Source organism: Sphingomonas sp. H160509 (assembly GCF_024124765.2).
Classification (GTDB): Bacteria; Pseudomonadota; Alphaproteobacteria; order Sphingomonadales; family Sphingomonadaceae; genus Sphingomonas.
Window position 1 is genome coordinate 2,561,721 of sequence record NZ_JAMXSR020000002.1, and the last position, 25,799, is coordinate 2,587,519.

General features: G+C 65.4%; 22 protein-coding genes, 1 tRNA gene, 9 pseudogenes and 1 riboswitch. Of the genes and pseudogenes, 16 read left to right on the forward strand and 16 right to left on the reverse strand.

All coding sequences use genetic code 11. The features are described from left to right. Nucleotides 1-11: 11 nt before the first annotated feature. Complete coding sequence (msrA, locus tag NHF48_RS14265) at nucleotides 12-554, reverse strand: peptide-methionine (S)-S-oxide reductase MsrA (protein WP_253071471.1); 543 nt, start codon at nucleotides 552-554, stop codon at nucleotides 12-14. Nucleotides 555-613: 59 nt separating this feature from the next. Here msrA and galE point away from each other — a divergent pair, with 59 nt between their 5' ends. After that, nucleotides 614-1,612, forward strand: a complete 999-nt coding sequence (gene galE, locus NHF48_RS14270; RefSeq protein ID WP_253071472.1) for a UDP-glucose 4-epimerase GalE — start codon at nucleotides 614-616, stop codon at nucleotides 1,610-1,612. On the opposite strand, the gene NHF48_RS14275 is transcribed toward galE, so the two are convergent. Next, entirely contained in the window at nucleotides 1,609-1,770 is a 162-nt protein-coding gene (locus NHF48_RS14275; protein ID WP_253071473.1) for a phosphatase PAP2 family protein, read from the reverse strand. The genes galE and NHF48_RS14275 overlap by 4 nt on opposite strands. A gap of 152 nt (nucleotides 1,771-1,922) precedes the next feature. Between NHF48_RS14275 and NHF48_RS14280 the strand changes: the two genes are divergently transcribed. Further along, the gene (locus NHF48_RS14280) at nucleotides 1,923-2,150 is read left to right on the forward strand and encodes a hypothetical protein (protein ID WP_253071474.1); all 228 of its coding nucleotides are present in this window, start codon (nucleotides 1,923-1,925) and stop codon (nucleotides 2,148-2,150) included. A 176-nt stretch (nucleotides 2,151-2,326) separates the two neighbouring features. Here NHF48_RS14280 and NHF48_RS14285 read toward each other — a convergent pair. Together NHF48_RS14285 and folK are read right to left on the reverse strand one after the other, a co-directional pair. Then, nucleotides 2,327-2,402, reverse strand: a tRNA-Lys gene (locus NHF48_RS14285). 21 nt (nucleotides 2,403-2,423) lie between these two features. Further along, nucleotides 2,424-2,933: a 2-amino-4-hydroxy-6-hydroxymethyldihydropteridine diphosphokinase gene (gene folK / locus NHF48_RS14290; protein ID WP_253071475.1), complete on the reverse strand. Its 510-nt coding sequence runs from the start codon at nucleotides 2,931-2,933 to the stop codon at nucleotides 2,424-2,426. A 115-nt stretch (nucleotides 2,934-3,048) separates the two neighbouring features. Between folK and NHF48_RS14295 the strand changes: the two are divergent. Next, a pseudogene (locus NHF48_RS14295) lies at nucleotides 3,049-3,691 on the forward strand (uracil-DNA glycosylase). A 135-nt stretch (nucleotides 3,692-3,826) separates the two neighbouring features. On the opposite strand, the gene NHF48_RS14300 reads toward NHF48_RS14295, so the two are convergent. Together NHF48_RS14300 and NHF48_RS25210 are read right to left on the reverse strand one after the other, a co-directional pair. Then, the gene (locus NHF48_RS14300; RefSeq protein ID WP_253071476.1) at nucleotides 3,827-4,282 is read right to left on the reverse strand and encodes an MBL fold metallo-hydrolase; all 456 of its coding nucleotides are present in this window, start codon (nucleotides 4,280-4,282) and stop codon (nucleotides 3,827-3,829) included. A 130-nt stretch (nucleotides 4,283-4,412) separates the two neighbouring features. Further along, nucleotides 4,413-4,865: pseudogene (locus NHF48_RS25210) on the reverse strand (MBL fold metallo-hydrolase); the annotation flags it as partial. Nucleotides 4,866-4,933: 68 nt separating this feature from the next. On the opposite strand from NHF48_RS25210, the gene NHF48_RS14310 reads away from it, so the two are divergent. Continuing rightward, a complete protein-coding gene (locus NHF48_RS14310; protein ID WP_253071477.1) occupies nucleotides 4,934-5,509 on the forward strand; it encodes a DUF4337 domain-containing protein in 576 nt (191 codons plus the stop codon). Between the two features lie 30 nt (nucleotides 5,510-5,539). Here the strand turns inward: NHF48_RS14310 and aguB are convergent, their stop codons facing one another. Next, the gene (gene aguB / locus NHF48_RS14315; protein WP_060526045.1) at nucleotides 5,540-6,388 is read right to left on the reverse strand and encodes an N-carbamoylputrescine amidase; all 849 of its coding nucleotides are present in this window, start codon (nucleotides 6,386-6,388) and stop codon (nucleotides 5,540-5,542) included. A gap of 197 nt (nucleotides 6,389-6,585) precedes the next feature. Here aguB and ung point away from each other — a divergent pair, with 197 nt between their 5' ends. Further along, the gene (gene ung, locus NHF48_RS14320) at nucleotides 6,586-7,284 is read left to right on the forward strand and encodes a uracil-DNA glycosylase (protein WP_253072437.1); all 699 of its coding nucleotides are present in this window, start codon (nucleotides 6,586-6,588) and stop codon (nucleotides 7,282-7,284) included. After that, nucleotides 7,281-7,580 carry an alkylphosphonate utilization protein gene (locus NHF48_RS14325; RefSeq protein ID WP_136188845.1) on the forward strand — a complete coding sequence of 100 codons (300 nt, stop codon included), beginning with the start codon at nucleotides 7,281-7,283 and terminating at the stop codon, nucleotides 7,578-7,580. The genes ung and NHF48_RS14325 overlap by 4 nt, the downstream gene beginning before the upstream one ends. Nucleotides 7,581-7,627: 47 nt before the next feature. On the opposite strand, the gene NHF48_RS14330 is transcribed toward NHF48_RS14325, so the two are convergent. Further along, a complete protein-coding gene (locus NHF48_RS14330; RefSeq protein WP_263816898.1) occupies nucleotides 7,628-8,380 on the reverse strand; it encodes a hypothetical protein in 753 nt (250 codons plus the stop codon). 315 nt (nucleotides 8,381-8,695) lie between these two features. Between NHF48_RS14330 and NHF48_RS14335 the strand changes: the two genes are divergently transcribed. The 3 genes from NHF48_RS14335 to NHF48_RS14345 all read left to right on the forward strand — a co-directional run bounded on the left by NHF48_RS14335 (nucleotide 8,696) and on the right by NHF48_RS14345 (nucleotide 10,571). After that, entirely contained in the window at nucleotides 8,696-9,016 is a 321-nt protein-coding gene (locus NHF48_RS14335; RefSeq protein WP_253071479.1) for a Fic/DOC family N-terminal domain-containing protein, read from the forward strand. Nucleotides 9,017-9,033: 17 nt separating this feature from the next. Then, nucleotides 9,034-9,855 carry a Fic family protein gene (locus NHF48_RS14340; protein ID WP_253071480.1) on the forward strand — a complete coding sequence of 274 codons (822 nt, stop codon included), beginning with the start codon at nucleotides 9,034-9,036 and terminating at the stop codon, nucleotides 9,853-9,855. Between the two features lie 548 nt (nucleotides 9,856-10,403). Then, entirely contained in the window at nucleotides 10,404-10,571 is a 168-nt protein-coding gene (locus tag NHF48_RS14345) for a hypothetical protein (protein WP_253071481.1), read from the forward strand. Nucleotides 10,572-10,634: 63 nt separating this feature from the next. Here NHF48_RS14345 and thiC read toward each other — a convergent pair whose 3' ends face one another. The 7 genes and pseudogenes from thiC to NHF48_RS26030 all read right to left on the reverse strand — a co-directional run. Beyond that, a complete protein-coding gene (gene thiC, locus NHF48_RS14350; protein ID WP_253071482.1) occupies nucleotides 10,635-12,551 on the reverse strand; it encodes a phosphomethylpyrimidine synthase ThiC in 1,917 nt (638 codons plus the stop codon). A 39-nt stretch (nucleotides 12,552-12,590) separates the two neighbouring features. Further along, nucleotides 12,591-12,699: riboswitch (TPP riboswitch) on the reverse strand. 419 nt (nucleotides 12,700-13,118) lie between these two features. Next, nucleotides 13,119-13,991 (reverse strand): outer membrane protein, encoded by an 873-nt coding sequence (locus NHF48_RS14355; RefSeq protein WP_253071483.1) that lies wholly within the window; start codon nucleotides 13,989-13,991, stop codon nucleotides 13,119-13,121. A 79-nt stretch (nucleotides 13,992-14,070) separates the two neighbouring features. Then, nucleotides 14,071-15,094: pseudogene (locus NHF48_RS14360) on the reverse strand (ferritin-like domain-containing protein). A gap of 49 nt (nucleotides 15,095-15,143) precedes the next feature. Further along, nucleotides 15,144-16,137 (reverse strand): annotated as a pseudogene (locus NHF48_RS14365) (ferritin-like domain-containing protein). A 392-nt stretch (nucleotides 16,138-16,529) separates the two neighbouring features. Further along, a complete protein-coding gene (locus tag NHF48_RS14370) occupies nucleotides 16,530-17,393 on the reverse strand; it encodes a MipA/OmpV family protein (protein WP_253071484.1) in 864 nt (287 codons plus the stop codon). 69 nt (nucleotides 17,394-17,462) lie between these two features. Continuing rightward, on the reverse strand, nucleotides 17,463-17,897 hold the full coding sequence (locus NHF48_RS14375; protein ID WP_446741159.1) for a DUF2141 domain-containing protein: 435 nt from the start codon (nucleotides 17,895-17,897) through the stop codon (nucleotides 17,463-17,465). A gap of 79 nt (nucleotides 17,898-17,976) precedes the next feature. Next, a pseudogene (locus tag NHF48_RS26030) lies at nucleotides 17,977-18,048 on the reverse strand (hypothetical protein); the annotation flags it as partial. 188 nt (nucleotides 18,049-18,236) lie between these two features. Here NHF48_RS26030 and NHF48_RS14385 point away from each other — a divergent pair. From NHF48_RS14385 to NHF48_RS14395, 3 genes and pseudogenes are all read left to right on the forward strand, one after another. Then, the gene (locus NHF48_RS14385) at nucleotides 18,237-18,617 is read left to right on the forward strand and encodes a hypothetical protein (RefSeq protein ID WP_253072532.1); all 381 of its coding nucleotides are present in this window, start codon (nucleotides 18,237-18,239) and stop codon (nucleotides 18,615-18,617) included. Between the two features lie 77 nt (nucleotides 18,618-18,694). Beyond that, a pseudogene (locus NHF48_RS14390) lies at nucleotides 18,695-19,432 on the forward strand (beta-L-arabinofuranosidase domain-containing protein); the annotation flags it as partial. A gap of 118 nt (nucleotides 19,433-19,550) precedes the next feature. Next, entirely contained in the window at nucleotides 19,551-20,657 is a 1,107-nt protein-coding gene (locus tag NHF48_RS14395) for a beta-L-arabinofuranosidase domain-containing protein (protein ID WP_253072438.1), read from the forward strand. A 328-nt stretch (nucleotides 20,658-20,985) separates the two neighbouring features. Here NHF48_RS14395 and NHF48_RS14400 read toward each other — a convergent pair whose 3' ends face one another. Continuing rightward, a complete protein-coding gene (locus NHF48_RS14400) occupies nucleotides 20,986-21,519 on the reverse strand; it encodes a GNAT family N-acetyltransferase (RefSeq protein ID WP_253071486.1) in 534 nt (177 codons plus the stop codon). Nucleotides 21,520-21,992: 473 nt separating this feature from the next. On the opposite strand from NHF48_RS14400, the pseudogene crtY reads away from it, so the two are divergent. The 4 genes and pseudogenes from crtY to NHF48_RS14420 all read left to right on the forward strand — a co-directional run bounded on the left by crtY (nucleotide 21,993) and on the right by NHF48_RS14420 (nucleotide 25,765). Continuing rightward, nucleotides 21,993-23,158 (forward strand): annotated as a pseudogene (gene crtY / locus NHF48_RS14405) (lycopene beta-cyclase CrtY). Then, nucleotides 23,155-24,632, forward strand: a pseudogene (locus NHF48_RS14410) (phytoene desaturase). The pseudogenes crtY and NHF48_RS14410 overlap by 4 nt, the downstream one beginning before the upstream one ends. 186 nt (nucleotides 24,633-24,818) lie before the next feature. After that, entirely contained in the window at nucleotides 24,819-25,091 is a 273-nt protein-coding gene (locus NHF48_RS14415; protein ID WP_253071487.1) for a hypothetical protein, read from the forward strand. A gap of 93 nt (nucleotides 25,092-25,184) precedes the next feature. Beyond that, nucleotides 25,185-25,765: pseudogene (locus NHF48_RS14420) on the forward strand (LOG family protein). Nucleotides 25,766-25,799 lie beyond the last annotated feature (34 nt).

Genomic DNA, 25,799 nt, shown 5'->3' on the forward strand with positions numbered 1-25,799 from the left:
CATTTCCGACCTTACGCGGTAACCGCCGCCTTCGACCGCGCGGCAAAGCTCTTGCGCAGTTTCTGCAGCTTGGGCGGGATCACCGCCATGCAATACGGGTTCGAGCGACCCGACGTTTCCCAGTAATCCTGATGGTAGCCTTCGGCCTCGTACCACGTGTCCATCGGCTCGATCGTCGTGACGATCGGCTTGGGCGAGTCGGCCTGAGCGCGCTCCAGCGCCGCCTCCATCTCCGCCTTCTGCGCATCGTCTGCCGGGAACATCGCCGAGCGATACTGCGTGCCGACGTCGTTGCCCTGCCGGTTCAGCGTCGTCGCGTCGTGCGTCGCGAAGAAGATGTCGAGCAGGTCGCCCAGCTTCAGCTGCTCCGGATCGAAGCCAATGCGGATCGCCTCGGCATGGCCGGTGTCGCCGCCGCAGACCTGCTTGTACGTCGGGTTGGGCACGTGCCCACCGATATAGCCGCTCTCGGCCGACTCGACCCCGATCACATCCTTGAACACAGCCTCGGTGCACCAGAAGCAGCCGCCGGCCAGCGTTACATAATCCGTCATAACGATCTCCTTTCCGCCAATGTAGGAAGTCGCTACCCCGCAACAAAGAGGAGACGCGCGTGATTGACGGTAAGGTTATGGTGACTGGCGGGGCCGGCTATATCGGCAGCCACGCGGTGCTGGCGTTGCTCGACGCAGGGTACGACGTCGTCGTGCTCGACAATCTGGTCACGGGATTCGACTGGGCGGTCGATCCTCGCGCCGCACTCGTCGAAGCGAACGTCGCAGATGATGCGAAGGTCCGCGCGGCGATCCGCGAGCACAACGTCCGCGCTATCATGCATTTCGCCGGCTCCGTCGTGGTCCCCGAGTCGGTCAGCGATCCGCTCAAATATTACCGCAACAACACCGCCGCGAGCCGTGCGCTGATCGAGAGCGCTGTGGTCGAGGGCGTGCCGCACTTCATCTTCTCGTCGACCGCAGCGACCTACGGCACGCCCGAGAAGGTGCCCGTGGCCGAGAGTGATCCGACCGTGCCGATCAACCCCTACGGCATGTCGAAGCTGATGACCGAAGCGATGCTGCGCGACGTCGCCGCGGCGCATCCGATGAACTACGCGGCGCTGCGCTACTTCAACGTCGCCGGCGCCGATCCGCAGGGCCGTAGCGGCCAGTCGACGGTCGGCGCGACGCACCTGATCAAGATCGCGGTCGAGGCCGCGACCGGCAAGCGCGACGCGGTAGGCGTTTACGGCACGGATTTCGCCACGCCCGACGGCACCGGTGTGCGCGATTACATCCACGTCACTGACCTCGCCGCCGCGCATGTCGCCGCGTTGGAAGTCCTGGTCGCGAACCCTGCCAAGAGCCACACGCTCAACGCGGGCTATGGCAAGGGCTTCTCGGTGCTCGAGGTGCTCGATGCGGTCGACAAGGTTACCAACCGGACGATCGAGCGTCGCCTGGAAGGACGTCGTGCGGGCGATCCGGCGATGCTGATCTCGGACAATCGCGCGATCCTAAAGACGCTCGACTGGACGCCGCGCCACGCCGATCTCGACGGGATCGTCCGCGATGCGCTGGCCTGGGAGCGGGCGCTCGCCGAGAAGGGCCGCTAGGACGCGGACTGATCGGCGGGCGGGGTGCCGAACGCGTGGCGCTCGCCGCCGATCGCGCGACGGGCGCGGGCGGTTGCGAGCCACCAGGCGAGCGCCCATAGCGTGCCGAAGCTCCATCCGGCCAGCACGTCGCTCGGCCAGTGGACGCCCAGATACACGCGGCTGCAGCCGATCGCGCCGACCAGCAGGATCGCGACGACCAGCAGATACGCTCGGGTCGCGCGGTCCCGGAGTTACCTGCGAGGCGAGGCCGGCGAGCGTGAGATAGACGATCGCGCTGTTCGCGGAATGCCCGCCTCGGAAAGCTCATATGCGTGACCGTGACGAGGTGCGCGACGATGTCGGGGCGCGGGCGGGCGACCTGCAGCTTGACGAGTTCGACCACGATATTGCCGGTGACGCTGGCCGCGACCATGGCGGCTGCGGTCAGCCAGAGGCGCTGGACGATCAGCAGGCCGGCGGCGACTACCACGACGATCGTCAGGACGATGCCGCCGCCGAGCGCGGTGACGTCGGCCGCGACCTTGGGCAGCCATGACGGCCCGCCCCACGCGCGCAGGCCGAGGATGATCGACCGGTCGAACGCGAACGGCCAGTGATCGACCGCGAGACCGACGAGGAGGATGAGGGCAAGCCCAATCGCCGCGACAGACGCGCCCGCGAGAATCGCCGGGACATGCCGCCGCCTGCTCGGCGCAACGCCCGAAGCATCGATGGTGGGTCCGCCGGGGCTCGAACCCGGGACCTCTCGATTAAAAGTCGCTTGCTCTACCAACTGAGCTACGGACCCCCGCCATCGTGGACCGCGCACCTAATCGCGTGGCCGCTTTCGGTCAACCGATTGCGCCAATTGCCGGATCGTTCGCCCGGTCAGCGGATCGCGCCAGTTCGGGATCAGGCCTGCAAGCGGTGCAAGGACGAAGCTGCGCGTGCGGAATGCGGCGTGCGGAACGGTGAGCCCGGGCGACGACCAGGCGCCGCCCGACCAGAGGATGATGTCGAGGTCGAGGACGCGGCTGCCCCAGCGGCGTCCGGGGCGACGACCGAACGCGCGCTCGATCCGTTTGAGGCGGACCAGCAGCGCGGCGGGGTCCTCGGACGTCTCGACCAGCGCGACGGCGTTGGCGTAACGGCGGTTCGAGGGACCTAATGGTGCGCTGGCGACGGTCGGCGATCGTGCGACGATCGTGCGGATCGTCTCCAGCGCGGCGGCGATCTCGCGCTCGGGGCTCCCGTGACGGCCGCGTCGGTTGGAGCCGAGCGCGATCGCGTAGGTGGTTGCGGCCTGCGCGATCGGCGGGAGCGGGGTTGCAGGCGACATTTGGTCCGCCTAGCGCAATCCCATGGATTCCACACCTTACACCAACGAGCTTCCCGAAACCGTCGAAGAGACCGGCGACGTCGACGTCACGACCGTCTTCGCGCCCGTCTCCGCGCTGCCCGAGACAGAGCCACCCCATGATTGCCCGCTCTGCCCCCCGCCTAGTCGCCGTGCGCGAGCAGTTGCGGACCGAGTTCCCCACCTGGTGGAACGCACCCGTTCCCGCGTTCGGCGATCCCGCCGCGTGGCTCGGCATCATCGGCCTCGCGCCGGGCAAGCACGGTGCGAACCGCACGGGCCGCGCGTTCACCGGCGATTATGCGGGGCAGTTCCTGTACGAGACGCTCGGGCGGTTCGGGCTTGCGACGGGCACCTATGGCGCGAAGGCCGAGGACGGGCTGGCGCTGGACGGCGCGATCATCCTCAACGCGGTGAAGTGCCTGCCGCCCGAGAACAAGCCGACCCCAGAGGAAATCCGCACCTGCCGGCCGTTCCTCGAGACGCAGGCGGATGCGGTGCCGACCGCGCGGGTGTTCGTGGCGCTGGGGCATATCGCGCATCAGTCGGCGGTGAAGATGCTCGGCGGGCGCTTGCCCAAGGCGCGCTTCGCACATGGCGCGGAGCATGTGATGCCCGATGGTCGCGTGCTGATCGATAGCTTCCATTGCTCGCGGTACAACGTGAATACGGGCGTGCTGACCGCGGATATGTTCGACGCGGTGTTCAAGCGGGCGCTGGAGTTGCGCGAGACGGTTTGAGCCGCCGTGGCGCTGCTCCCCTCCCTGGAAGGGAGGGGGTTGGGGTGGGTCGGTGTCCGGATCGCGGATCGGTTGCGGCTCTAGCGGACCTACCCACCCCCTGCCCCTCCCTTTCAGGGAGAGGGAGTTGGACGACTACTCGATCACCCAGGGCTCGCCGGCCTCTGGCGTGCGGAAGCGGTTTGCGGGGATGTGTTCGCGGATCAGCGCCGCGCGGAGGTGCTCGGGCGGTTCGTCGATACCCTCTGACGTCAGTTCGAACGTGCCCCAGTGGACACCGATCGCGTACGCCGCACCGAGTTGTTCGAACGCGGTCACCGCCTGGTCCGGGCCGATGTGGTTGTCGGTTTCGTGTCCTGCGAAATGATACGCGCCGATCGGCAGGATCGCGAGGCGGACCGGGCCGGCTGCGCGCGCTTCGGTTGCCCAGCGCATGTCGCCGGGGCCGGTGTCGCCTGCGAAGTACAGGTTGCCGCCGGGCAGCGTCACGGTGAAGCCCGCCCATAAGGTCTTGTCGCGGTCGCCAGGGTCGTATTCGCTCCAGTGATGCGCGCGGTCGACGATCACGTCGATGCCGGGACGTAGCGTCACGCGGCCGCCCCAGTCGCGCGCGACCGCATGGATGCCGCTGCGCGCGAGGGATCTGGTCGTTGCCGAGGCCGGTCACGATCAGCGGCTTGTCGCGGTGCCAGAGCCGCTTCATCGCCGTCATGTCGAGATGGTCGCGGTGATCGTGGCTCAGCAGGATCAGGTCGATCTTCGGCAGGTCCGCGAGACGCACGCCGGGTTCGCGGACGCGCTTCACGCCGACGAACTGGACCGGGGACGAGCGCTCGAGCCACATCGGATCGGTCAGGATGTTGAGCCCTTGAGTCTGCACCAATACGGTCGAATGGCCGATCCAGGTGACGCGCATTGTCTGGCCCTCGACACGGGCCGGGGGCCGCGTCGGGGTGACGGGGACTTCGGCCCAAGTTCGGTAGGGCGGCTTCACTAGGTTGCGGAGCAGCGCGACCGGGCCCTGCTTCTGCTCGCCGGTGCTGCCCTGCACGCCGTCGGGGTTGAAGAAACGCGTCCCGTTGAAGTGATCGCTCAGTGGAAAGGTCTTTGTCGACGGCGTTGCGCAGCCGGCGAGAAGCGTGAGCGCGAGCAGTATCGAGCGAGTGCGGATCATGGCGCGCTGACGACTATGTCACGCGATCATCAGCGTCCAGTCACGCGCGGAGGGCCATAGCGACCAACATGGATGATGATTTCGAAGTGCGCGGGTTGCATGAGCAACTGTCGGAGGAACGCGCGGCCAAGGGTGAGGCGTTCGATCAGCGGATCGCGTTGTTCACCGCGATCCTGGCGACGCTGGCGGCGGTGACCAGTTTCCTCGGCGGGCATACGCAGAACGAGGCGTTGCTCCACAAGAACGAGGCGGTGCTGATCAAGGCGCAGGCGTCGGATGCGTGGGGCTATTACCAGGCGGAGGACCTGAAGCGTCATATCGCGCAGATGGAGGTCGATCTCGCGCCGCCCGGGTTCGGTGCGACGCAGATGGCGACGCACCGGGCGGATATTGCGCGGTACAAGGCGCGGGGGACGGCGTTGAAGCGGGAGGCGGAGACGCTCGACCGGCGCTCGGCGGCGGCGGATAGCGAGTCGGACGAGGCGTTGCGGCCGCATACGCAGCTGGCGCTGGCGGTGACCGCGATCCAGGTGGCGATCGCGTTGGCGTCGATTACGGCGCTGACCGGGCGGCGGTGGTTGCTGTGGGTTGCGGGGGCGGCTGCGCTGGTGGGGGCGGTGTTGGCTGGGTTGGCTTGGTTCTAATCCTCCCCCGCCAGGGGGAGGATCGGAGCGTCAGATGTCCTGGACCAGGCGGCCGTACAGGTCGGGGCGACGGTCGCGGAAGAAGCCGAACGCCGCGCGGTGGCGCTTAACGATGTCGAGGTCGATCGTCGCGGTGATGACGCCTTCGTCGTCGCGGCCTAGCTCCGCCAGGATGTCGCCGCGCTCGTCGGCGATGAAGCTGGTGCCATAGAAGGTCTGGCCGTGCTCGACGCCGACGCGGTTGGCGGCGACGATCGGGACGACGTTGCTGACCGCGTGGCCGACCATGGCGCGGCGCCACAGTCGCGCGGTGTCGAGCGACGTGTCGTGCGGCTCGCTGCCGATCGCGGTCGGGTAGAACAGGACTTCCGCACCCATCAGCATCATCGCGCGCGCCGTCTCCGGGTACCATTGGTCCCAGCAGACGCCGACGCCGAGCTTGCCCGCGGGATGCGGCCAGACCTTGAAGCCGGTGTTGCCGGGGCGGAAGTAGAACTTCTCCTCGTAGCCGGGGCCGTCGGGGATGTGGCTCTTGCGGTAGACGCCCTGGATGTTGCCGTCGGGGCCGATCATCGCGAGGCTGTTGTAATGATGCGGGCCGTCCGCCTCGAAGAAGCTGGTCGGGATCGTGACCTTGAGCGCTTCGGCGAGCGCCTGCATCGCTAGCACCGCCTTGTGCTCGCCGACCGGGGCGGCGTTGGCGAAGAGCCCTTCGTCCTCGACGCGGCAGAAATACTCGCCTTCGAACAGCTCGGGGGGCAGAATGACCTGCGCACCCTTCGCGGCGGCCTCGTGGACGAGGCGGGACACGTTGGCGATGTTGCGATCGATGTTGGGCGTGAAGCCCAGCTGCAGCGCGGCGACGGTGATCTCGGTCATGGGCGCTCACATAATGGGGCGGGGCGCTTTGTGCGAGCCTTTCGCTTCGCATCCAGCCCCGCAAGGTTGCCGTTCCCCCGCGGAGGCGGGGGTCCAGGGTTACGGATGCTGTCCTGTGTGATCCTGGGCCCCCGCCTTGGCGGGGGAACGAGGAGCGGCGATTGACACTGCCCTGCCCTGTCCGACATGCGGCGGGGATGATCGATCACACGCTCCCCCCAAGCTGGCAGGCACTCACTGCAGAGTTCGAGGCGCCGTACATGCGTGCGCTGGATGCGTTTCTGGAGGCCGAGCGCGCGGCGGGTGCTCGGGTGTTTCCGGAGGATGCCGACCGGTTCCGGGCGTTGGAGCTGACGCCGTTGGATCAGGTCAGGTGTGTAATCCTCGGGCAGGATCCGTACCACGGCGAGGGGCAGGCGCATGGGCTTAGCTTCTCGGTGCGCGAAGGCGTGCGGACGCCGCCTAGCCTGGTGAATATCTACAAGGAGCTGGAGGCGGATCTGGGGATCCCGCGGGCACGCCACGGCATGCTCGATTATTGGGCGGCGCAGGGCGTGCTGCTGCTCAACGCGGTGTTGAGCGTGCGAATGGGGGAGGCGGCGTCGCACCAGAAGCGTGGGTGGGAGCGGTTTACCGATGCGGTCATCGCGGCGGTGAACGCGCAGGACAAACCGGTCGTGTTCCTGCTGTGGGGGGCGTATGCGCAGAAGAAGGCGGCGTTCGTCAATGACGTTACTAAGGGTGGGCGGCATCTGGTGATCCAGTCCGCGCATCCTTCGCCGCTGGCCGCGCGGACCGGGTTCTTCGGATCGCGGCCGTTCAGCCGGGCCAACGACTTTCTTAGAACCCATGGCCGCCCGCCGATCGACTGGGCGCTGCCGGAGACCGACCAATGAGCGACGAATATGTGTACGACGAAGCGACCGGCGAGTGGGTTGCGGGCGGTGCGGCGACGGCTGTTGCGGCGGATGATGGCGCGGTGGTGGTGCGGGATTCGGTCGGCAACGTGCTGGCGGATGGCGACCAGGTGACGCTGATCAAGGACCTGACCGTGAAGGGTGCGGGGCAGACGCTGAAGCGCGGGACGGTGATCAAGTCGATCCGGTTGACCGGCGACGCGCAGGAGATCGACTGCCGGTACGAGGGGATCAAGGGGCTGGTGCTGCGCGCGGAGTTCGTTCGGAAGCGGTAGGGCTACGGAGGCGCGTTCGAGGGCCGGCGCCAAAGGTCACGATAAAGTTACGCTCGGAAACGGCGCCGGCCAGGACCTTCATGGTCATCCTCACCCTCCTGCCCGCGGATCCTCTCGGGATATTTGGGCGAGATCGTCGCCTTCGCGGCGGCGAGCTGCGCCTCGAACGTCTGGACGGACGGTGCGGAACCGGTTGACGCGGGACGACGCTTGGCGACGGGTTCGGCGCGGATATCGGCGACTTCGAGCGCCATCACCAGCGCCTCGGGGGCCATCAGGCGGTGCGGTTCGGCGGGCATCGGCGGCGCGAGCGCGGCGAGCGTGGCCTCGACCGGCGACACCGGGATGGGCGCCGGCGCAGGTGACTGGCCGGGGGTGCGATAGCGATCGGGTTGGTGCGCCCGCAGGAGGAACATCAGCAGGCGATCGTTGAACCGGACGCGCTGGCCGACGCGATTGCCGTCGCGATCGAATACCGGCTCGGGCGATCCGTTGATCGCGCGGTCGAAGGCGAGATCGACCAGCCGCAGCGACGCGGTCTGCACCGCCGCATCCCACGCCGCCGCGAACGCCGCGCCATCGGCCGCGCGGCGCAGGCGGTAGCAGGAGGTCGCCGACATGTTCACCTCGCGCGCGGCCTGCGTGACGGAGCCGGTATCCGCGAGCACGCCGATGAACGCCTGCTGCGTCGCGACCGTCCAGCCATCGTGCCGCACCTTCCGCCGGACCGGCACCCAGTCATACTCGGCGAGGTCGAAGTCCTCGACCGTCGGAAGGTGGTCGGCCTTGATGATGGTCATCGCGGTGGTCCGTGCGGTTGGCTCGGGAGCGGCCGGTTCGAGAGCGGGGGCGATGTCGGGCATGACATCGCGGCGAGCGCGCGTCCGCATGCGCGTGGGTTTTGTTTGCATGCGCGAAACGGATCAGGGCGAAGGCGTGTAGGACAGCGATATTGTTACGTGTTGGACTTTTCGCGCGGCAAGTGTGGCGCTGGGGCATCCACCTTGGAAGGCATCCTTGGACCACTTTGCACGGATGTATAAAGCGACGGCAGCACTTTTTTACGAAACACGGTTTTCGTTGAAAGTGGCCGTTGCACTTTGTAGATCCGTTGCATGGACCGCAACGGCTTCAACGATCGCGCGACCAGGCAGCTTGTGCCTACGGTCGGGGGTCGCAAGGCGTTCGTCGCCGCGCCGCTGCCGCCCGCGATACTCGACATAGGTCGCTTTCTGCCCGAACTCACGCGCGCGACGCAAGCAGTGGGAGAACTCAAGGGAATCGGGCGATCGGTCGCCAATCCGCTGTTGCTGGTCCGGCCGCTTCAACGGCGCGAGGCGGTGTCCTCGTCCAGCATGGAGGGGACCTATACGACGCTGACCGACCTGTTCCTGTTCGAGGCGGGGGGCAGCGGAAGCGGCGACGCGGGGCGATAACCGCGAGGTGCTGAACTATGTTCGCGCGCTGGAGGGGGGCGATCGACGGGCTCGCCACGCTGCCGATCTCGTCCCGATTGATCCGCGACGCGCACCGCACGCTGTTGACCGGAGTTGCACGCAATCGCGGGGCAACGGTCGAGGCGGGCGAGTTGAAGCGCGACCAGAACTGGATCGGGGGATCGGGCCGGATCGACACCGCACGGTTCATTCCCGCGCCGCCGACAGAAACGCCGCGCGTGCTCGATACCTTGATGACGTTCGTCAATCGCGAGGAACGTCCGTCGCCGTTGATCGACGCCGCGCTGGCGCATTACCAGTTCGAGGCGATCCACCCGTTCGCCGATGGCAACGGGCGGGTTGGCCGCATGCTGATCACGCTGATGCTGATCGACAACGGCACGTTACCGCAGCCCCTGCTCTACATGAGTCCGTATCTGGAGCGGCACAAGGATCGCTATATCGACCTGATGTACGCGGTGTCGCGCGACGGCGCGTGGGAAAACTGGATCGCGTTCTTTCTCGAAGCCGTTGCGGAATCGGCGGGGGAGACGATCGCGGTGGTCGAACGCCTGCAGGACCTGCAACGCGCGTATCGCGAACGCTTCCAGACGGCACGGCGATCGGCGCTGATGTTGCGGATCATCGATCTGGCGTTCGAACGCCCGGTGCGATCGATCTCTGATTTCGCGGAAGCGCTGGGGGGTGACGTATCAGGGTGCCGCGAACAACTTGAACGAGTTGATCGCGCAGGGTGTCGCGGAGGAGGTGGAGGGGAGTTACCCGAAGCTCATTCGGTTTCCGGGTGTGTTGGCGGCGTTGCAAGTTGGGTAAGGTGACGATCGTTTCGCTTGTCACGATCCGGTTGCGACAACGCGACTGGTCGAGCGGCTTGCTTGAGTGTGGCGCAGTGAGTGGACTAACCAGAGAGTGGTCCGGCGCGGCCCGAGATGGGGGCCTACGCAAGAAGCGCTACCGTTGGATGCTAGCGCAATTTTCTTCCAATGACGTGAGATATCGTCAGGCCTCGGTACAAGAGTCGGTGTAAAGCCGGGAAACGTCGTGGATCAAAAGACGAACCCTCAACGCGAACCGCGTTCTACTATTGTTCCAGTCAATCAACCTCGCCAATCTACTCACGTCGACCTGATTCGCTTCGGGCCGCCGAGCAAAGGGAGGTGCCTATTCGAGCGCGTTAAATTGGGACTTTTGCCGCATTATTGACAACTGAATGACTAATCGGTCGGGTTTAAGTCGGCACTATGACAGGCGATGCGGAACACCGCGCGCTCCAGTAGCACATCCGCTTCATCGAAGATCGTACTACGCGCAGGTCAGTTGTAGTAAATGCATGGACCCCATCTTGTTTCTTCAATGGAGAAGGCAGATGGAGCAGACAGAATGGTTCCTCCACATGGACAGCCGTTGGATGTGGCGTTGGTTTTTGACCAACCGCCTTGGCCAACCGTTGGCGATGTCGAAGAAGTGCTTCTTCCGTCGTGAAGATGCTCTCCTGAACCTTGATGCTGCTCGCATGGCCGTGATCGGCCTTTAGCGAGTAGTCTACCCGAAGCGATCGGTTGACGGTGGGCAGGGATATTCCCCTGCCCACCAACAATCACTCAGCCGGTAAGTAGATTTCGCTTCCCTTCTCTCGAAATCTTTCACTCATTTCGGCCATGCCTTTCTCCGGGTCGACATGCACAGCGCCCTTTGCGAAGATCGCTCGGTTGGTGTCGGTTTGTTCGACGTCCGCCGCCAGGAACGTATCCGCCGAGGCGTTCTGCTTGGCCGCGAAGTCCCTCACCTCTTGCGTGATCTTCATCGAGCAGAATTTTGGGCCGCACATGCTGCAGAAGTGGGCGGTCTTGGCGCCTTCGGCTGGCAACGTCTGGTCGTGGTAGTGCTCGGCGGTGTCGGGGTCGAGGGAGAGGTTGAACTGGTCTCTCCAGCGGAACTCGAAGCGCGCGCGGCTGAGGGCGTCGTCGCGCATCTGGGCGGCGGGGTGGCCTTTGGCGAGGTCGGCGGCGTGGGCGGCTAGTTTGTAGGTTACTACGCCGACCTTGACGTCGTCGCGGTCGGGGAGGCCCAGGTGCTCCTTTGGCGTGACGTAGCAGAGCATCGCGGTGCCGTACCAGCCGATCATCGCGGCGCCGATGCCGCTGGTGATGTGGTCGTAGCCGGGGGCTATGTCCGTCGTTAGTGGCCCTAGCGTGTAGAAGGGGGCTTCGCCGCAGACTTCGAGTTGCTTGTCCATGTTCTCCTTGATCTTGTGCATCGGTACGTGGCCGGGGCCTTCGATCATGACCTGGACGTCGCTCTTCCACGCGCGGTGGGTGAGTTCGCCGAGCGTGTAGAGTTCGCTGAACTGCGCTTCGTCGTTGGCGTCGGCGATGCTGCCGGGGCGCAGGCCGTCGCCGAGGCTGTAGGCGATGTCGTACGCCTTCATGATCTCGGTGATTTCGTCGAAGCGCTCGTAGAGGAAGCTCTCCTTGTGGTGGCTGAGGCACCATTTCGCCATGATCGAGCCGCCGCGCGAGACGATGCCGGTGACGCGTTTCGCGGTCATCGGGATGTAGGCGAGGCGCACGCCGGCGTGGATCGTGAAGTAATCGACGCCCTGTTCGGCCTGCTCGATGAGCGTGTCGCGGAAGATCTCCCAGGTGAGGTCCTCGGCGACGCCGCCGACCTTTTCGAGCGCCTGGTAGATGGGCACGGTGCCGATCGGGACTGGCGAGTTGCGCAGGATCCATTCGCGGGTGTCGTGGATGTTGCGGCCGGTGCTGAGGTCCATCACCGTGTCCGCGCCCCAGCGGATCGACCAGACGAGCTTGTCGACTTCGGCGGCGACGTTGCTGGCGACCGCGGAGTTGCCGATGTTGGCGTTGATCTTGACGAGGAAGTTGCGGCCGATCGCCATCGGTTCGGATTCGGGGTGGTTGATGTTGTTGGGGATGATCGCGCGGCCTCGGGCGATCTCGTCGCGGACGAATTCGGGGGTTACGAAGTCGGGGATCTGGGCGCCGAAGGATTCACCGTCTCGCTTGTAGTCTTTCAGCATGGCGCGGCCGAGGTTTTCCCGGGTGGCAACGTATTCCATTTCTGGGGTGATGATGCCGCGGCGGGCGTAGTGCATCTGGCTGACGTTGTGGCCTGCCTTCGCACGCAACGGCCGCTTGATGCTGCCGGGGAATTGCGGGACCCCGCCGGAGCGGTCGGGGCCTAGCTGGCCGTTGTCTTCGGGACGGAGTTCTCGGGCTTCGTAGGATTCTACGTCGCCTCTAGCCTCGATCCAGGCGCGGCGGAGTTGGGGGAGGCCGGCGTTGATGTCGATTTTCGCGCGGGGGTCGGTGTAGGGGCCGCTGGTGTCGTAGACGCGTAGGGGGGGCTCGCTGCAGCTGGGGTCGAGGACGATTTCGCGCATGGCGACGCGGACGTCTGGGCTGGTGGGGACCGCTACGTGGATCTTTCGCGAGCCTCGGATCGGGCCGGTGGTTACGCCGATGTCGGTAGTGGGTTGCGTCTCGATGGCCATGCGCTTGCTCCTACGGGTGTCGGAGCAAGGCTTGCGGTTCTGTGGCGACCGCTCCCTCCCTCCGCCGGTATCAACCGGATCAGGTTCAGCGGGTCGAAGGCTCCTGCCTTCCTCTCAAGCGCGGATAAGCGCTCCCCGGGGTGGGGTGAGCATAGGGGGGTTGGGGTGGGGTGCAATGGGGAATTTGGGGGTGCTTGGGGTGCGGGGAAGTGCGCGTGGGTCTCGGTTGGGCATCCTTCCGATCGAAAATTTACCACCCCGGCGGAGGCCGGGGCCCAGTTGGGGGACGGCGGTAACGATCGGCGATCCTCCATTATTTCCACCTTTCCAACTGGGCCCCGGCCTTCGCCGGGGTGGTAGCGGTGTAGGTGGTGGGTGGTTGATCCTAAGCGCACGCTTGCTGAAACGAGAAAAGGCCGCTGCCCGGTTTGGGGCAGCGGCCTTTTCCACGTGCATACACGATCGCGTCCCCCTCCCCGTTCGTGCTGAGCGTAGTCGAAGCACCTGCGTTTGGGGCTTACCCTTCGACTTCGCTCAGGGCGAACGGGAGGTGGAGGGTGCTTCTACTTAAAAGCGGAACGACACGGTGCCGCGCAGCGAGTGCCAGCGGAACTGGTCGTCGCTACGGCGGAAGGCCGTGCCGGCGGTGTTGGGGGCGAGGACGAACGGGTTGTTCGCCAGCAAGACCGGGCTGCCGGCGAGTGCGGTGCCGGCGGTGACGAGGACGCGGGCGTCGTCGTCCTTGTACTGGTGATAGGTGTATTCCATGCCGATCGAGATGTTCTTGGTCAGCTTCTGCTCGATGCCGCCGCCGCCGACATAGCCCCACTTCTTGTCCGAACCGGTGGCTGCGAACGCGTTGGCGGTGTTGGTGGTGAAGAACAGGTTGTCGATCTTGGCATAGCCGGCGCCGCCGGTGGCGTAGAACAGCGTGTTGCGCGCGGCGAGACCGGCGCGGAGGCGGGCCGAGCCTTCCCACTTCAGCTTGCGCGCCATCGTGTAGCTGGCGGGCGTGGTCGAGAAGGCGGCGACGCTGTCGGTGATCTCGGACTTGCCGAATTCGCCGACGATGCCGACCACGAACGGACCGCGCTGCACGTCGAAGCCTGCGCGGCCGTAATACGACCAGCCGTCATCGTCGTTACGGCACCCGTATGCGGGCACTGCAGTGCGGGCCGAGCCGTTGCAGAAGCCGGGGGAGAAGGCGTTGGCGCCGGTGATGGTGTTGACGCTGTCGCTGAAATTGCCGTCGTTGTTGCGGTCGAACAGGATCGACGAGCCGACGTCGTTGCCCTGGACGTCATAGCCGCCGGCCGCGCCGATATAGACGCCCGAGAACGGCTTGGCGTCGGTGGTCATGTCCTGCGCGGCGGCCGGGACAGCGAAAATGCCCGCGGTCGCGAGACCGGCGAGCATGGTGAGCTTCGTGAAGTTGGTCATGGTCGTTCCCCAAACGAGGGCCGCGGCGCTCCCATTGCTCGCCGCGGCCCAAGGTTTCAGTTTCAGGCAGTGATCGCGATCACGCGTTGGCGCCGCTGGTCCGCAGCGAGTCGAGGCGGTTGTTGGTCCCGTTCGGGAAGAAGCCGCCGCCGATCTTCGCAGTGGGCGTCAGGTAGACGATGTTGTGCACCTGCGCGACCGAGCGGCTGTAGGCCAGGCCGTTGGCGTCGGTTGGCACGATGTTCGAGATCGTCGGATCCGATCCGGTGATGCCCTGGTCGTCGTCGCTCGAGCCGTCGAGGCTGTCGCGTGCGTCGCTGATCTGGTTGGCGGCGGTGATGAGCGACGGGATCGGGTTCGGAGTCTGCAGTCCCTTGCGATACAGGATCGTGCGGATCAGCCCTGCGTGATACGCCTCTGCCGCGAGGATGCCGGCGGCCGCCTCGAGATAGGTCTTGTTGGCGATCAGCGGTGCTGCGCCCTTATAGGCCGACACACCAACATCCTCGAAGATGTACGCGCCGAGCAGGAAGCTGTTGTCGTCGGCATAGGGGTTGAACACACCCGTCGCACCGATGACGCCCGCCGCACGTGCGGCCGCGGTGAACGCACCCGGAGCCGCTGCCGTGCCGACCGAGATGTCGATCGCAGGCTGGGCGACGGCGGCGCTGCCGAGCGCCGTGCGCAGGAAAGCGACGTGCGCGACTTCGTCGATCGCGATTTCGCGCGCATACTCACGGACGACGGTGTCCTGGAACGGCACCTGTGCACCGCCGGTGACCGCACCCTGCGTACCGATGCCAGTCAGCATGTTGGCGTTGAGGCCGACACCGAATGCCGCGAACGCGTAGAACTGCGCTTCGAGATATTCGAGGTTGAGTGCGACGTTGAGCACGTCGGCGTCGTTGAGCGCTGCGACCGGCGCCGGTCCCGGAGTCGGGGTCGGTGCGAGATCGGAATCGTCGCTGCCGCATGCCGAGAGCAGGGGTGGCGCCGCCGATGGCGAGTGCGGAACCGCCGGCGAAGCGCAGGAAGTTACGACGTTCGTTGCGACGGCTGGCGATCGCGTCGAATATTTCCAGCTTGGTATTGAGATCGGTCATTGGGTTAATCCCCTGAATATCGAAGAAGAGCGGGTGATCGGACGACCGATCAGCTTGCCGCGATGCTCGTCTTGATGTTGCCGTTCATGCCGTTCGGGTAGAACCCGCCTGCCGACGCCGCACCCTTGTTGAGGTACACGATGTTGAGCACCTGGCTGGCCGAGCGGCTGAAGGCGACGCCGTTCGCATCGAGCGGAACGATGTTCGACGCGGTGACCGCGGCCTGCGTCGTGCTCAGGTTGATCGGCGTCTGCGAGATGGGTGAGATGCCCTGATCGAGATCGGTCGTGCCGTCGAGGCTGTCGCGTGCGTTCGAGATCGCGTCGGCCGACTGGCGCAGCGACGGGGTCGCGATGCCCCTTGCCGTACAGCGTCGTGCGGACGATCGCGGCGTGATACGCCTCGACCGCGAGCAGGCCGGCAGCGGCTTCGAGATAGGCCTTGCTGGTGAGCAGCGGGGCAGCGCCCTTGTATGCGGTCACGCCGACGTCTTCGAAGATGAACGCACCCAGGAGGAACGCTTCGTCCGAAGCGTACGGATCGAACGCGGTGCCGGCGGGGACGAGGCCAGCAGCCTGTGCCGCGAGCGAGAACGCGCTGGTCGGCGAGACGCTGACGTCGATCACCGGCTGCGCGACGGCGGCGGTGCCGAGTGCGGTGCGGAGGAACTTGACGTGGGCGATCTCGTCCTGCGCGATCTCACGCGCGTACTGACGCACGATCGGATCGCTGAAGTTGACCTGACGACCGCCACGAACCGCACCCTGCGTGCTGGTACCGCTGAGCAGGCTGTTGTCGAGGCCGGTGCCGTAGGCGGCGTAGGAATAGAACTGCGCCTCGAGATATTCGAGGTTGAGTGCGAAGTTCAGGACGTCCGCATCGGTGATCGTCTGTGCCGACGCCGACGTGGAGAAGGACAGCGCGGTCGCACCGGCTGCGGTCATCGCAGCGGCGCCCAGCGCGGTCTTGAAGAATTCACGTCGCTCGCTGCGGCGTTCCACTCGCGCATCGAGGGCTTCGATCAGGTGCACGCTCTCGGTCATATCAGGGTCCTCCCCTTGCTGTTGCGGACGTCGAAATGCTCTGCGGCAGTCGCGCAACGGGGCATGCCCCGATCAGGTCGATTGCTCGAATCCCGCTCGTAACGCGCTCAGTTACGGACATAAAAAAAGCCGTCCGTGGCGAGGAACGTACGCGGATGAAGAATGGATGCACGGTTCAAGGGGGTGCGATGAAATAAATTTCACGACCCGGCAGAGAGGCTTACCTGCTTGCGATGATGGGGTTTTGGCGGCGGCTGGATGCCGGCTTCACCTTCATCCCTGGCCCTCCGGGAAAACGCCCGGCGGACCCTCTTTTCTCTCCCTACCGGGGAGAGAGAAAAAGTAACGCATTCGGCGGATCGGGACGAGCCGGATCCGCCGAAATCGATAGCTTAGAACGTGTAGGTCAGGCCGAGGGCGTAGAGCCACTGGTCCGCATCACCGACGTCGGCGACGATCGGCGTGTTCTTGTACTTGCCGAGCATGCGACCGTAGAGGACGCCGGCGCCGACGCCGAAGCCGTGGCGCAGATCACCCGAGAGGCTCTGCACGACGAACAGCGAGGCGTTCGCGCGACGGAAGCCGCTGTCGTTGATGTCATAGGTGCGCAGGCCGCTGTTCAGCGAGCCGATCGGCGTCACGGCAGCATAGGTGCGGCCGAAGCCCTTGCCGGCATAATCCGCCGACACGCCGAGCGAGACGAGCGTACGGACCGACAGCGGCGTGGTGTAGTTCACCTGCGGGGTGATGACGTAGCTGTCATAGGTGCCCGAGACGTCGTGAACGTACGCGACGCGCGCGGTGATCGTGTCGTAGTCGCTGGTGATGACGCCGGTCTTGCCGATGCCGACATAGCCGCCGAGCTCATACGCGGTATCGATCTTGCCGAGCGCGCGGACCTGGCGGTTGTCGATGTCGCCGGTGCGATCGCGGCGGATGCCGCCGATGACGCCGACTTCGTAGTTGATGCCGACCTCGCCCGTGTTCGGGATCAGGTTGAAATAGAGCTGCGTGCCGCGGAGGAAGAAGTCATGCCCGCGCACCGTGCCGACGATGGCGCCGGCGGGGGTGAAGGAATTGCTGTCCGCACCCTCGTAATCGGGCATCGAAACCGCACCGACCGCGATGGTGATACGGTTGTTGTCGCGCGGGTCCGTGATCGTTGGCGACGGGTTCGGATCGGTCTGGGCGAGCGCCGGGGTGGCGGTTGCCAGCACCGCGATTGCGGCAGACATGAGAAGGGTGAATGCGCGCAAGGAAATGCTCCGGAGAAAAAGGTTCCACGTCGCAACGCGGTAAAACCGTTTTCGGTCCGCTGCGATCGGTCAGAAGATGTAACGCATTTTTACCTGTTGCATTTCGGCATCACCGGCAAGCATGAACCGGGCGGCATCGAAACGCGGCGGGCCGAAGCGGACGGCGGCATTGCGCGAGAACCCATAGCCCTCGCGCGGGATGCCCGCGATCGTATCGAGCTTCGCGTTGCTGTTCTCGTCATGGATGATCGCGAGCGCATAGCCGCGCTGCGGCAGGCCCGAAAAGCTGGTGGCGTGGACGCTGGCGGGCAGCGTCCGCGTCAGTGCCTTGGCATCGTCGACGCAGGCGGGAAAATTGTCGGGGTCCGCGGTGAGGCAGATCCGGATCATCCCCTTTGACGAGCGGAGATTGTCGACCTGGACGTCGAGCCGCGTGACGGGCGTCGCCGCCGACAGCATCGCCCACGTCGTTGCTGCTGCCACGACGAGCAGCCGCTTTCGCATGCGCGCCGGCAAGATCGCCGCGTTGCTTGTCGGTGCCGCAGAGCCGATCCCAAAAGCGGAAATATAGGCCATAGTTGCACCCGTGTCGTTCGTGATGTCGCCGATGATGGCTCGCCGTGATCGGCCAGCCGCCCCATGCGCCCCGCCACATGAACCGGGGGAAAACCTCCCCACGTCATGCGATGGTTACCCCATAGCCGTCGTGATCGTCAGTACCAGACCCGGCGCGCCGATGTTGATCGGAATCAACCGCACCCGTAGCGGAATTACCACAGCGCCGGTGATCGGCGCGATCGGATCGCCTCGACCACGGAGGCCGCGAGACGTCGTCGCAGGCGCGTGATAGTCTCGGGCGATTACAGCATGATGGAGTCGTCGATGGTTCTGCTCGCGTTGATCCTGACCGTGACCGGGTATTCCGGTATGCCCCCCGCGACCCGTGCAGGGTTCGAGGCGCTGGGGCGGCGTACCGACAGGCTGTGCCCGGCACGCCATGTACGGACGATCACCCCCGGCGACCTCGATTATCTCCAGGACGGGTTCGAGCGGAACCTGTCGCGGCGGGACCGCGCGCGGTTGGCTGCCGTCAATACCGCGGACCGGCGTTGCGCCCACCGCGACGGACTGGCGTGCCAGACCTCGGCGACGATGGGCGCGATGCAGACGACGCGGCTGGTGCCCCGGTTCGCCGGCTATGTCTGCGCACACCGGGTACCCTGACCCTCGATCCTGCCTCTTTCGCCTGCACGACACGCCTGCTACTCAGACAAATAATGAGAGCATAAGAGGGTGTTGTTATGGTCGAGTTGTGCCGCGGGGACCAATCCCGCCGGAAATTTCTGACGGGTGTCGCGACCGGGGCGCTGACCGTGGGCTCGCTGTCGATCGGTTCGCAGGCGTTTGCGTTCGTGCCGCCAGAGGTGGTGCCCGTGACGGTGCCGACCGCGACATTGCAGGCGTTCGACCTGGCCGACGTCACGCTCGGCGAGGGGCCGTTCCTGCATGCGCAGCGCAAGACCGAGGCGTATCTGCTCGCGCTGCAACCCGACCGGATGCTGCATAATTTCCGAGTGAATGCCGGGCTGGCACCGAAGGCACCAGTCTATGGCGGCTGGGAATCGGATCCGCTGTGGGCGGACATCAACTGCCACGGGCATACGTTGGGGCATTACCTGTCGGCGTGCGCGCTCGCCTATCGATCGACCGGCGACCGGCGGTTCAAGGCGCGTATCGATCATATCGCGCGCGAACTGGCGGCGTGCCAGGCGGGGTCGGGGACCGGGCTGGTCTGCGCGTTCCCGGACGGGCCGGCGCTGGTGGCAGCGCATCTGCGCGGCGATCCGATCACCGGCGTGCCGTGGTACACGCTGCACAAGGTGTATGCGGGCCTGCGCGATGCGACGCTGCTGGCGGACAGCGACACGGCGCGCGCGGTGTTGCTGCGGCTGGCAGACTGGGCGGTGGTCGCGAGCCGGCCGCTGAGCGATGCGCAGTTCGAGACCATGCTGGATACCGAGCATGGCGGCATGAACGAGGTGTTCGCCGACCTCTACACGATGACCGGGACCGCCGAGTATCGGACGATGGCCGAGCGGTTCTCGCAAAAGGCGATCCCTTGCGCCGCTGGCCAAGAGCCGCGACCATCTCGACGGACTGCATGCCAATACGCAGGTGCCGAAGATCATCGGCTTCCAGCGGGTATGGGAGGTGACGGGGAAGCCCGAATACCGCGAGGCGTCCGAATTCTTCTGGAAGACGGTGGCGCTGACGCGGTCGTTCGCGACCGGCGGGCACGGCGACAACGAGCATTTCTTTCCGGTCGCCGATTTCGCCGAGCATGTCCTGTCGGCGAAGGGATCGGAGACGTGTTGCCAGCACAACATGCTGAAGCTGACGCGGGCGCTGTTCCTGCACGATCCGCAGGCGGGCTATGCCGATTACTACGAGCGGACGCTGTATAACGGGATCCTCGCGTCGCAGGATCCGGACAGCGGCATGGCGACGTACTTCCAGGGTGCCCGGCCGGGGTACATGAAGCTGTATCACACGCCCGAGAACTCGTTCTGGTGCTGCACCGGCACGGGGATGGAGAACCACGTCAAATACCGCGACTCGATCTATTTCCACGACGACCGCGCGCTGTACGTGAATTTGTTCGTGCCCTCCGCCGTGCGGTGGAAGGACAAGGACGCGGTGCTGACGCAGGTGACGGCGTTCCCCGACGCCGCGACGACGACGCTGCGCTGGACTCTGAAGCGACCGGCCGAGCTGACGCTGAAGCTGCGCCACCCGGGGTGGAGCCGGACCGCGGTGGTGCTGGTGAACGGGGTCGAGGCGGTGCGGTCGACCAGTCCGGGGCGGTATCTGGAATTGGCGCGGGGGTGGCGCGACGGCGATACGGTGGAACTGCGGCTGGATATACGCGCCGGGGTCGAGCGATCGCCGGCCGCGCCGGATATCGTCGCGTTCACCTATGGGCCGCTGGTGATGGCGGGCAGCTTCGGGCGCGAGGGACTGGCGCCGGGATCGGACATCATCGTCAACGAGCGCAAATATGGCGAGTATAATGCCGCGCCGTTTGTGCCGCCGACGCTGGCGGGCGATCCCGATACGATTGCGGAGAAGATGCGCGCGGGGGACCGGCCGCTGGAGTTCACGATCCTCGCGGCGGACCGGCAGCCGGTGCGGATGGTGCCGTATTTCCGCGTCGCGCATGAACGCTATGCGACCTACTGGCCGATCGCGCCGGGATTGGCTTAGATTGGTCGGTGTATTCCCGGCGTTCGATGCGGTTGCGATAGCCTCTATGCAGTGCGGCGAAACCTGATAGCCTCCCTCTCCAGAGCAGGACGACCTGCCAATTCGGAGAGAGATGCATGGCACATCAAAACGCCGCGCGCGGGGATACCGGCACGAATACCAGCGCCCATTCCGGCAGGGATCACAAGAGCCTGATCTATGTGATCGCGGGGGAGTATATTGGCGTTGGGGCTGGTGTTGATGGCGTTCTACGATCGGGCGGGCGATCCCATGCCGATCGCGTCGGTGCAGACTCCGGTGGTTACTGCGCAAAAATAGCGCCGGGTCTTTACGACGCTGCGGCTCGGTCGAAGATCAGGATCGGGGCGTCTCTGTAGGTCCCCGTGGTGCGCAGGCGGTAGCCTAACCGTTCCGCGAGGCGGATCGAGGGGGCGTTGGCGGGGTCTATGATGCAGGTCGTCGCGGGGATGCGCGCGTCGGTCCAGGCGAGGATCGCGGCGAGCGCTTCGGAGGCGTACCCCTTGCCTTGCGCGTCGCCGGCTAGCGTCCAGCCTGTTTCCGGGGTGGCGTCGATCGAGGGGTCGATGGCGCGGCGGGCTTCGATCAGGCCGAGTTCGCCGATGAGGTTGCCTGTGGCGGTGTCGCGGGCGATCCAGCTGCCGTAGCCGAACAGCGTCCATTGGCCGACCGAGCGGAGGAGGCGGATCCAGACGTCCTCTCGGGTGCGCGGCTGGCCGCCGATCATCGTGTAGACGCGCGGATCGCTCCACATCGCGGCGCAGTCTTCGAGGTCGGTGGCGGCGTGGGCGGTTAGGGTTAGCCGGGCTGTGGTTAGTTTGGGGGCGGATGTGGGTGCGGGCATTCTTACTGTCTAAGGGCGATCTTGGTTTAGGGACATCCGTTGCCAAGCTTTCTCCCCCTCCCTGGAAGGGGGGGGGGGGGGTGGGTCGGCCAGCTTGAGCCGCTGGCGTTCCGGTTTGCGGAAGCCAGTCCACCCTTAGATACGCGAGTTCGAACTTGCGGAAGCCGACCCACCCCCAGCCCCTCCCTTCCAGGGAGGGGAGCAGGTTGGGCATTTCCTTCCTCAGTGAAGAGCGGCGGTTGTGATCCTCCCCCGCCAGGGGGAGGTGTCGCCGGAGGTGACGGAGGGGGAGGATGCGGAACGGAGGTTTCCCTTTCCTCCCCCTCCGTCTGGCTAAGGGCCAGCCACCTCCCCCTGGCGGGGGAGGATACTAAGAGCGCCCCACCCCTACCCCCGGCAACGCAGGTTGTCTTCGAGGGCGATTGCTTTGCAAAGGTTGTTTTCGTGTCCCCCGCTTTGCGCTAGTCGGAGGCATGGCATCGACGATCTCCTGCGACGTTGCGATCGTTGGCGCGGGTTTGGCCGGCGGGATGATCGCGCTGGCGCTGAAAGCAAAGCATCCGGCGTTGGACGTGCGCCTGATCGACGCTGCGCCAGTCGTCGGCGGCAATCACCTCTGGTCGTTCTTTGGGAGCGACGTGGCGCAGGCGGATCGCTGGATCGTCGCGCCGCTCGTGGTGCATGCGTGGCGCGGGTATGACGTGCGTTTTCCGGCGCATGAACGGACGATCGACGCGACTTATTATTCGATCGAGAGCACGCGGCTCGACCGCGAGGTTCGCCGCGTACTTCCTGCGCATGCTTTGATGCTTGGGCGGAAGGTGTCGGGGGCTAGTGCGACCGCGGTGGTGCTGGCCGATGGCGACCGGATCGAGGCGACTGGCGTGATCGACGCGCGGGGGGCGGGCGACCTGTCGCTGCTCGATCTCGCCTGGCAGAAGTTTCTCGGGCGCGAACTGGCGCTATCGGTGCCGCACGAAAGCCCGCGGCCGATGGTGATGGACGCGACGATTCCGCAGATCGACGGGTATCGGTTCGTCTATTGTTTGCCGTTCAGCGCGGATCGGATGTTCGTCGAGGACACCTATTATAGCGACACGCCGGATCTCGATATTCCGGTGCTGGGCGGGCGGATCGATGACTATGTCACGGCGCGTGGCTGGTCGGTCGAGAGCGTCGTTCGCGAGGAGTCGGGCGTGCTGCCGGTCGCGATGGGGGGGATTTCGAGGCGTATTGGCGGTCGGGTGGTGCTCGGGTGGCGAAGGCCGGGATGCGCGCGGGAATGTTTCATCCGACCACGGGGTACTCGCTGCCGGACGCGGTTCGGACCGCTTCCATGCTGGCGGGCCTCGGCGATTTCTCGGGCGCGAAGCTTCACGATGCGACCCACGCGATGGCGCGGGCGACGTGGAAGTCGCGTGGCTTCTACCGGATGCTCGACACGATGTTGTTCCGCGCCGCCGAACCGGAGGAACGCTACCGCATCCTCGAGCGCTTCTACCGCCTCTCCCCATCGCTCATCGGTCGTTTCTACGCCGGACGCTCGACGCTTTCCGACAAGGCGCGCGTTCTGACCGGCAAGCCCCCCGTCCCCATCGTGCGCGCCGTCCGCGCCATCGCAGGCAGTATGTCATCATGAAGACCGCAATAGTCATCGGCGCAGGTTTCGGCGGGCTGGCGCTCGCGATCCGGCTGCAATCCGCGGGCGTGCAGACGACGATCGTCGAAAGCCGCGACAAGCCGGGTGGGCGCGGATATTATTGGGAGCGCGACGGGTTCACGTTCGATGCGGGGCCGACGGTCATCACCGATCCGGACTGCCTGCGCGAGCTGTGGGCGCTGACCGGGCGCGACATGAGCGAGGACGTGACGCTCGATCCGGTGCTGCCGTTCTACCGCCTGAACTGGCCGGACGGGACCAATTTCGATTACACCAACGACGACGTGCAGATGCGCGCCGAGATCGAGAAGCTGCATCCCGGCGACTGGGCGGGGTACGAGAAGTTCCTGCAATATTCGGCGGGGGTGTTCCACGAGGGCTATGAGAAGCTCGGCCATGTCGCGTTCCTCGACTTCGGGTCGATGATCAAGGCGGCGCCGGCGCTGGCGAAATACCAGGCGTGGCGGTCGGTCTATTCGATCGTGTCGAGCTTCGTGAAGTCGGAGAAGCTGCGCGAGGCGTTGAGCTTCCATACGCTGCTGGTCGGCGGCAACCCGATGACGACGAGCGCGATCTATGCGCTGATCCACAAGCTGGAGCGTGACGGCGGGGTGTGGTTCGCGCGCGGCGGGACCAACCGGCTGGTGGCGGCGCTGGTGACGCAGTTCGAGCGGCTGGGCGGCGTGTTGCGGCTCGACGATCCGGTGACGTCGATCGAGACCCTGGGCGACCGCGCGACCGGCGTGACGACCGCGAGCGGCTGGTCGGGTCAGGCTGATGCGATCGCGGCGAACAGCGACATCATGCACACGTATCGCGACCTGCTGGCGACGTCGCGGAGTGCGAAGCGGAAGACGGGGTCGCTCGAGCGAAAGAAGTACTCGCCGTCGCTGTTCGTGGTGCATTTCGGGATCAAGGGCACGTGGCCGGGCATCCCGCACCACATGATCCTGTTCGGGCCGCGCTATAAGGGGGCTGCTCGAGGACATTTACGACCACGGCGTGCTGTCGGAAGATTTCTCGCTGTACCTGCATCATCCGACCGTGACCGATCCGTCGCTGGCGCCGGAGGGGCATTCGACCTTCTATGCGCTGGCGCCGGTGCCGCATCTCGGGAAATTCCCGGTGGATTGGGACGAGATCGCGCCGATTTTGGAGAAGCGCATCCTCGACGAGATCGGGCGGCGGTTGATCCCGGACATCCATGAGCGGATCGTGACGAAGTTCTCGTACGCCCCGAAGGATTTCGCGGAGGATCTGAATGCGCATCTCGGGTCGGCGTTCTCGCTGGAGCCGGTGCTGACGCAGAGCGCGTATTTCCGGGTGCATAATCGCGACGAGCATATTCCGAATATGTACTTCGTGGGGGGCTGGGACTCATCCGGGTGCGGGTATCCCGGGGGTTGTCGGGAGCGCGAAGGCTACGGCGGCACTGATGCTCGGCGGACAATAGTCTCAACAAGCTTTTATCGTCTGATAGAGTTATCCGAAACGGTGTGATTGACCTCTGTTATTTGACGATACTTCCTCGGAAGGTCGTGACTAACTCCGTAATGGTGGTATCGAGTGTAGATGCCGGCCGCCATCATTCTAGCATCCCTTTAGACCGGATTTCGGTCAGCAACAGAGGGGATGCATCATGGCTATTACTGTCAAGAGCGTGGACTGGAACGGAATCAGCAGCAACGAGCAGCAGAAGATCCGCGACATCATCGGCAAGAATTTCGACGGACAGACGGTCGAGGTCGGCGAAACGCCCCTGGAGGCAAACGGCGGCAACGCCTGCACGACGGCCTGCTCTATCGCGCAGCAGGCCGCCCAGGCCGCATGTAGCCTCCTGCCTTGGCCTGCGAGCACGGTCTGCAATTTTGCCGCCGAGAAGGCCGGTGATTTTTGTCGGAGCCAGTGCTGAGATAGTATGCGGGTGCCGCGATCGCGGCGGCACCTAAATACTCGAGCCGGGTACCTGCTTGTGACGGGGTATCACATCCCCTAACGCGGGCACATGAAACGTCTTGCTGTGTATTGCGGGTCGGCGACGCCGGCTGATCCTGTCTATATCGAGGGCGCTCGGGCGCTGGGATTGGCTTTTGCCGAGCGGGGGATTGGCCTCGTTTATGGCGGCGGGCGGACCGGGCTCATGGGTGCGATCGCGGATGGGGCGCTTGAGGGCGGCGGCGAGGTGATCGGCGTCATTCCGCAGGCGCTGGTCGATGCGGAGGTCGCGCACCGGGGGCTTACCGAGTTGCACGTCGTCAGCGGCATGCATCAGCGCAAGCAGATGTTTACCGATCTCTCCGACGGGTTCGTGACGATCCCGGGTGGGACGGGGACTATGGACGAGCTGTGGGAGGCGCTGAGCTGGGCGCAGCTTGGGTATCATGCGGATCCGGTCGGGTTGCTCAATACGGCTGGGTATTATGATCACCTGATCGCGTTCTGGGAGAAGATGGGCGAGGTTGGTTTTTGCGGCCGCAGCACCGGGATCTGCTGATCGTGGCGGATACGCTGGACGTGCTGCTCGACCGGATGGAGCGCCACGTGCCGACGCAGCCGATCGTGCGGATGAACGCGTCGGATTTGTGAGCTTGACGGCCCGCTCCAGCACCAGCCGCCATCC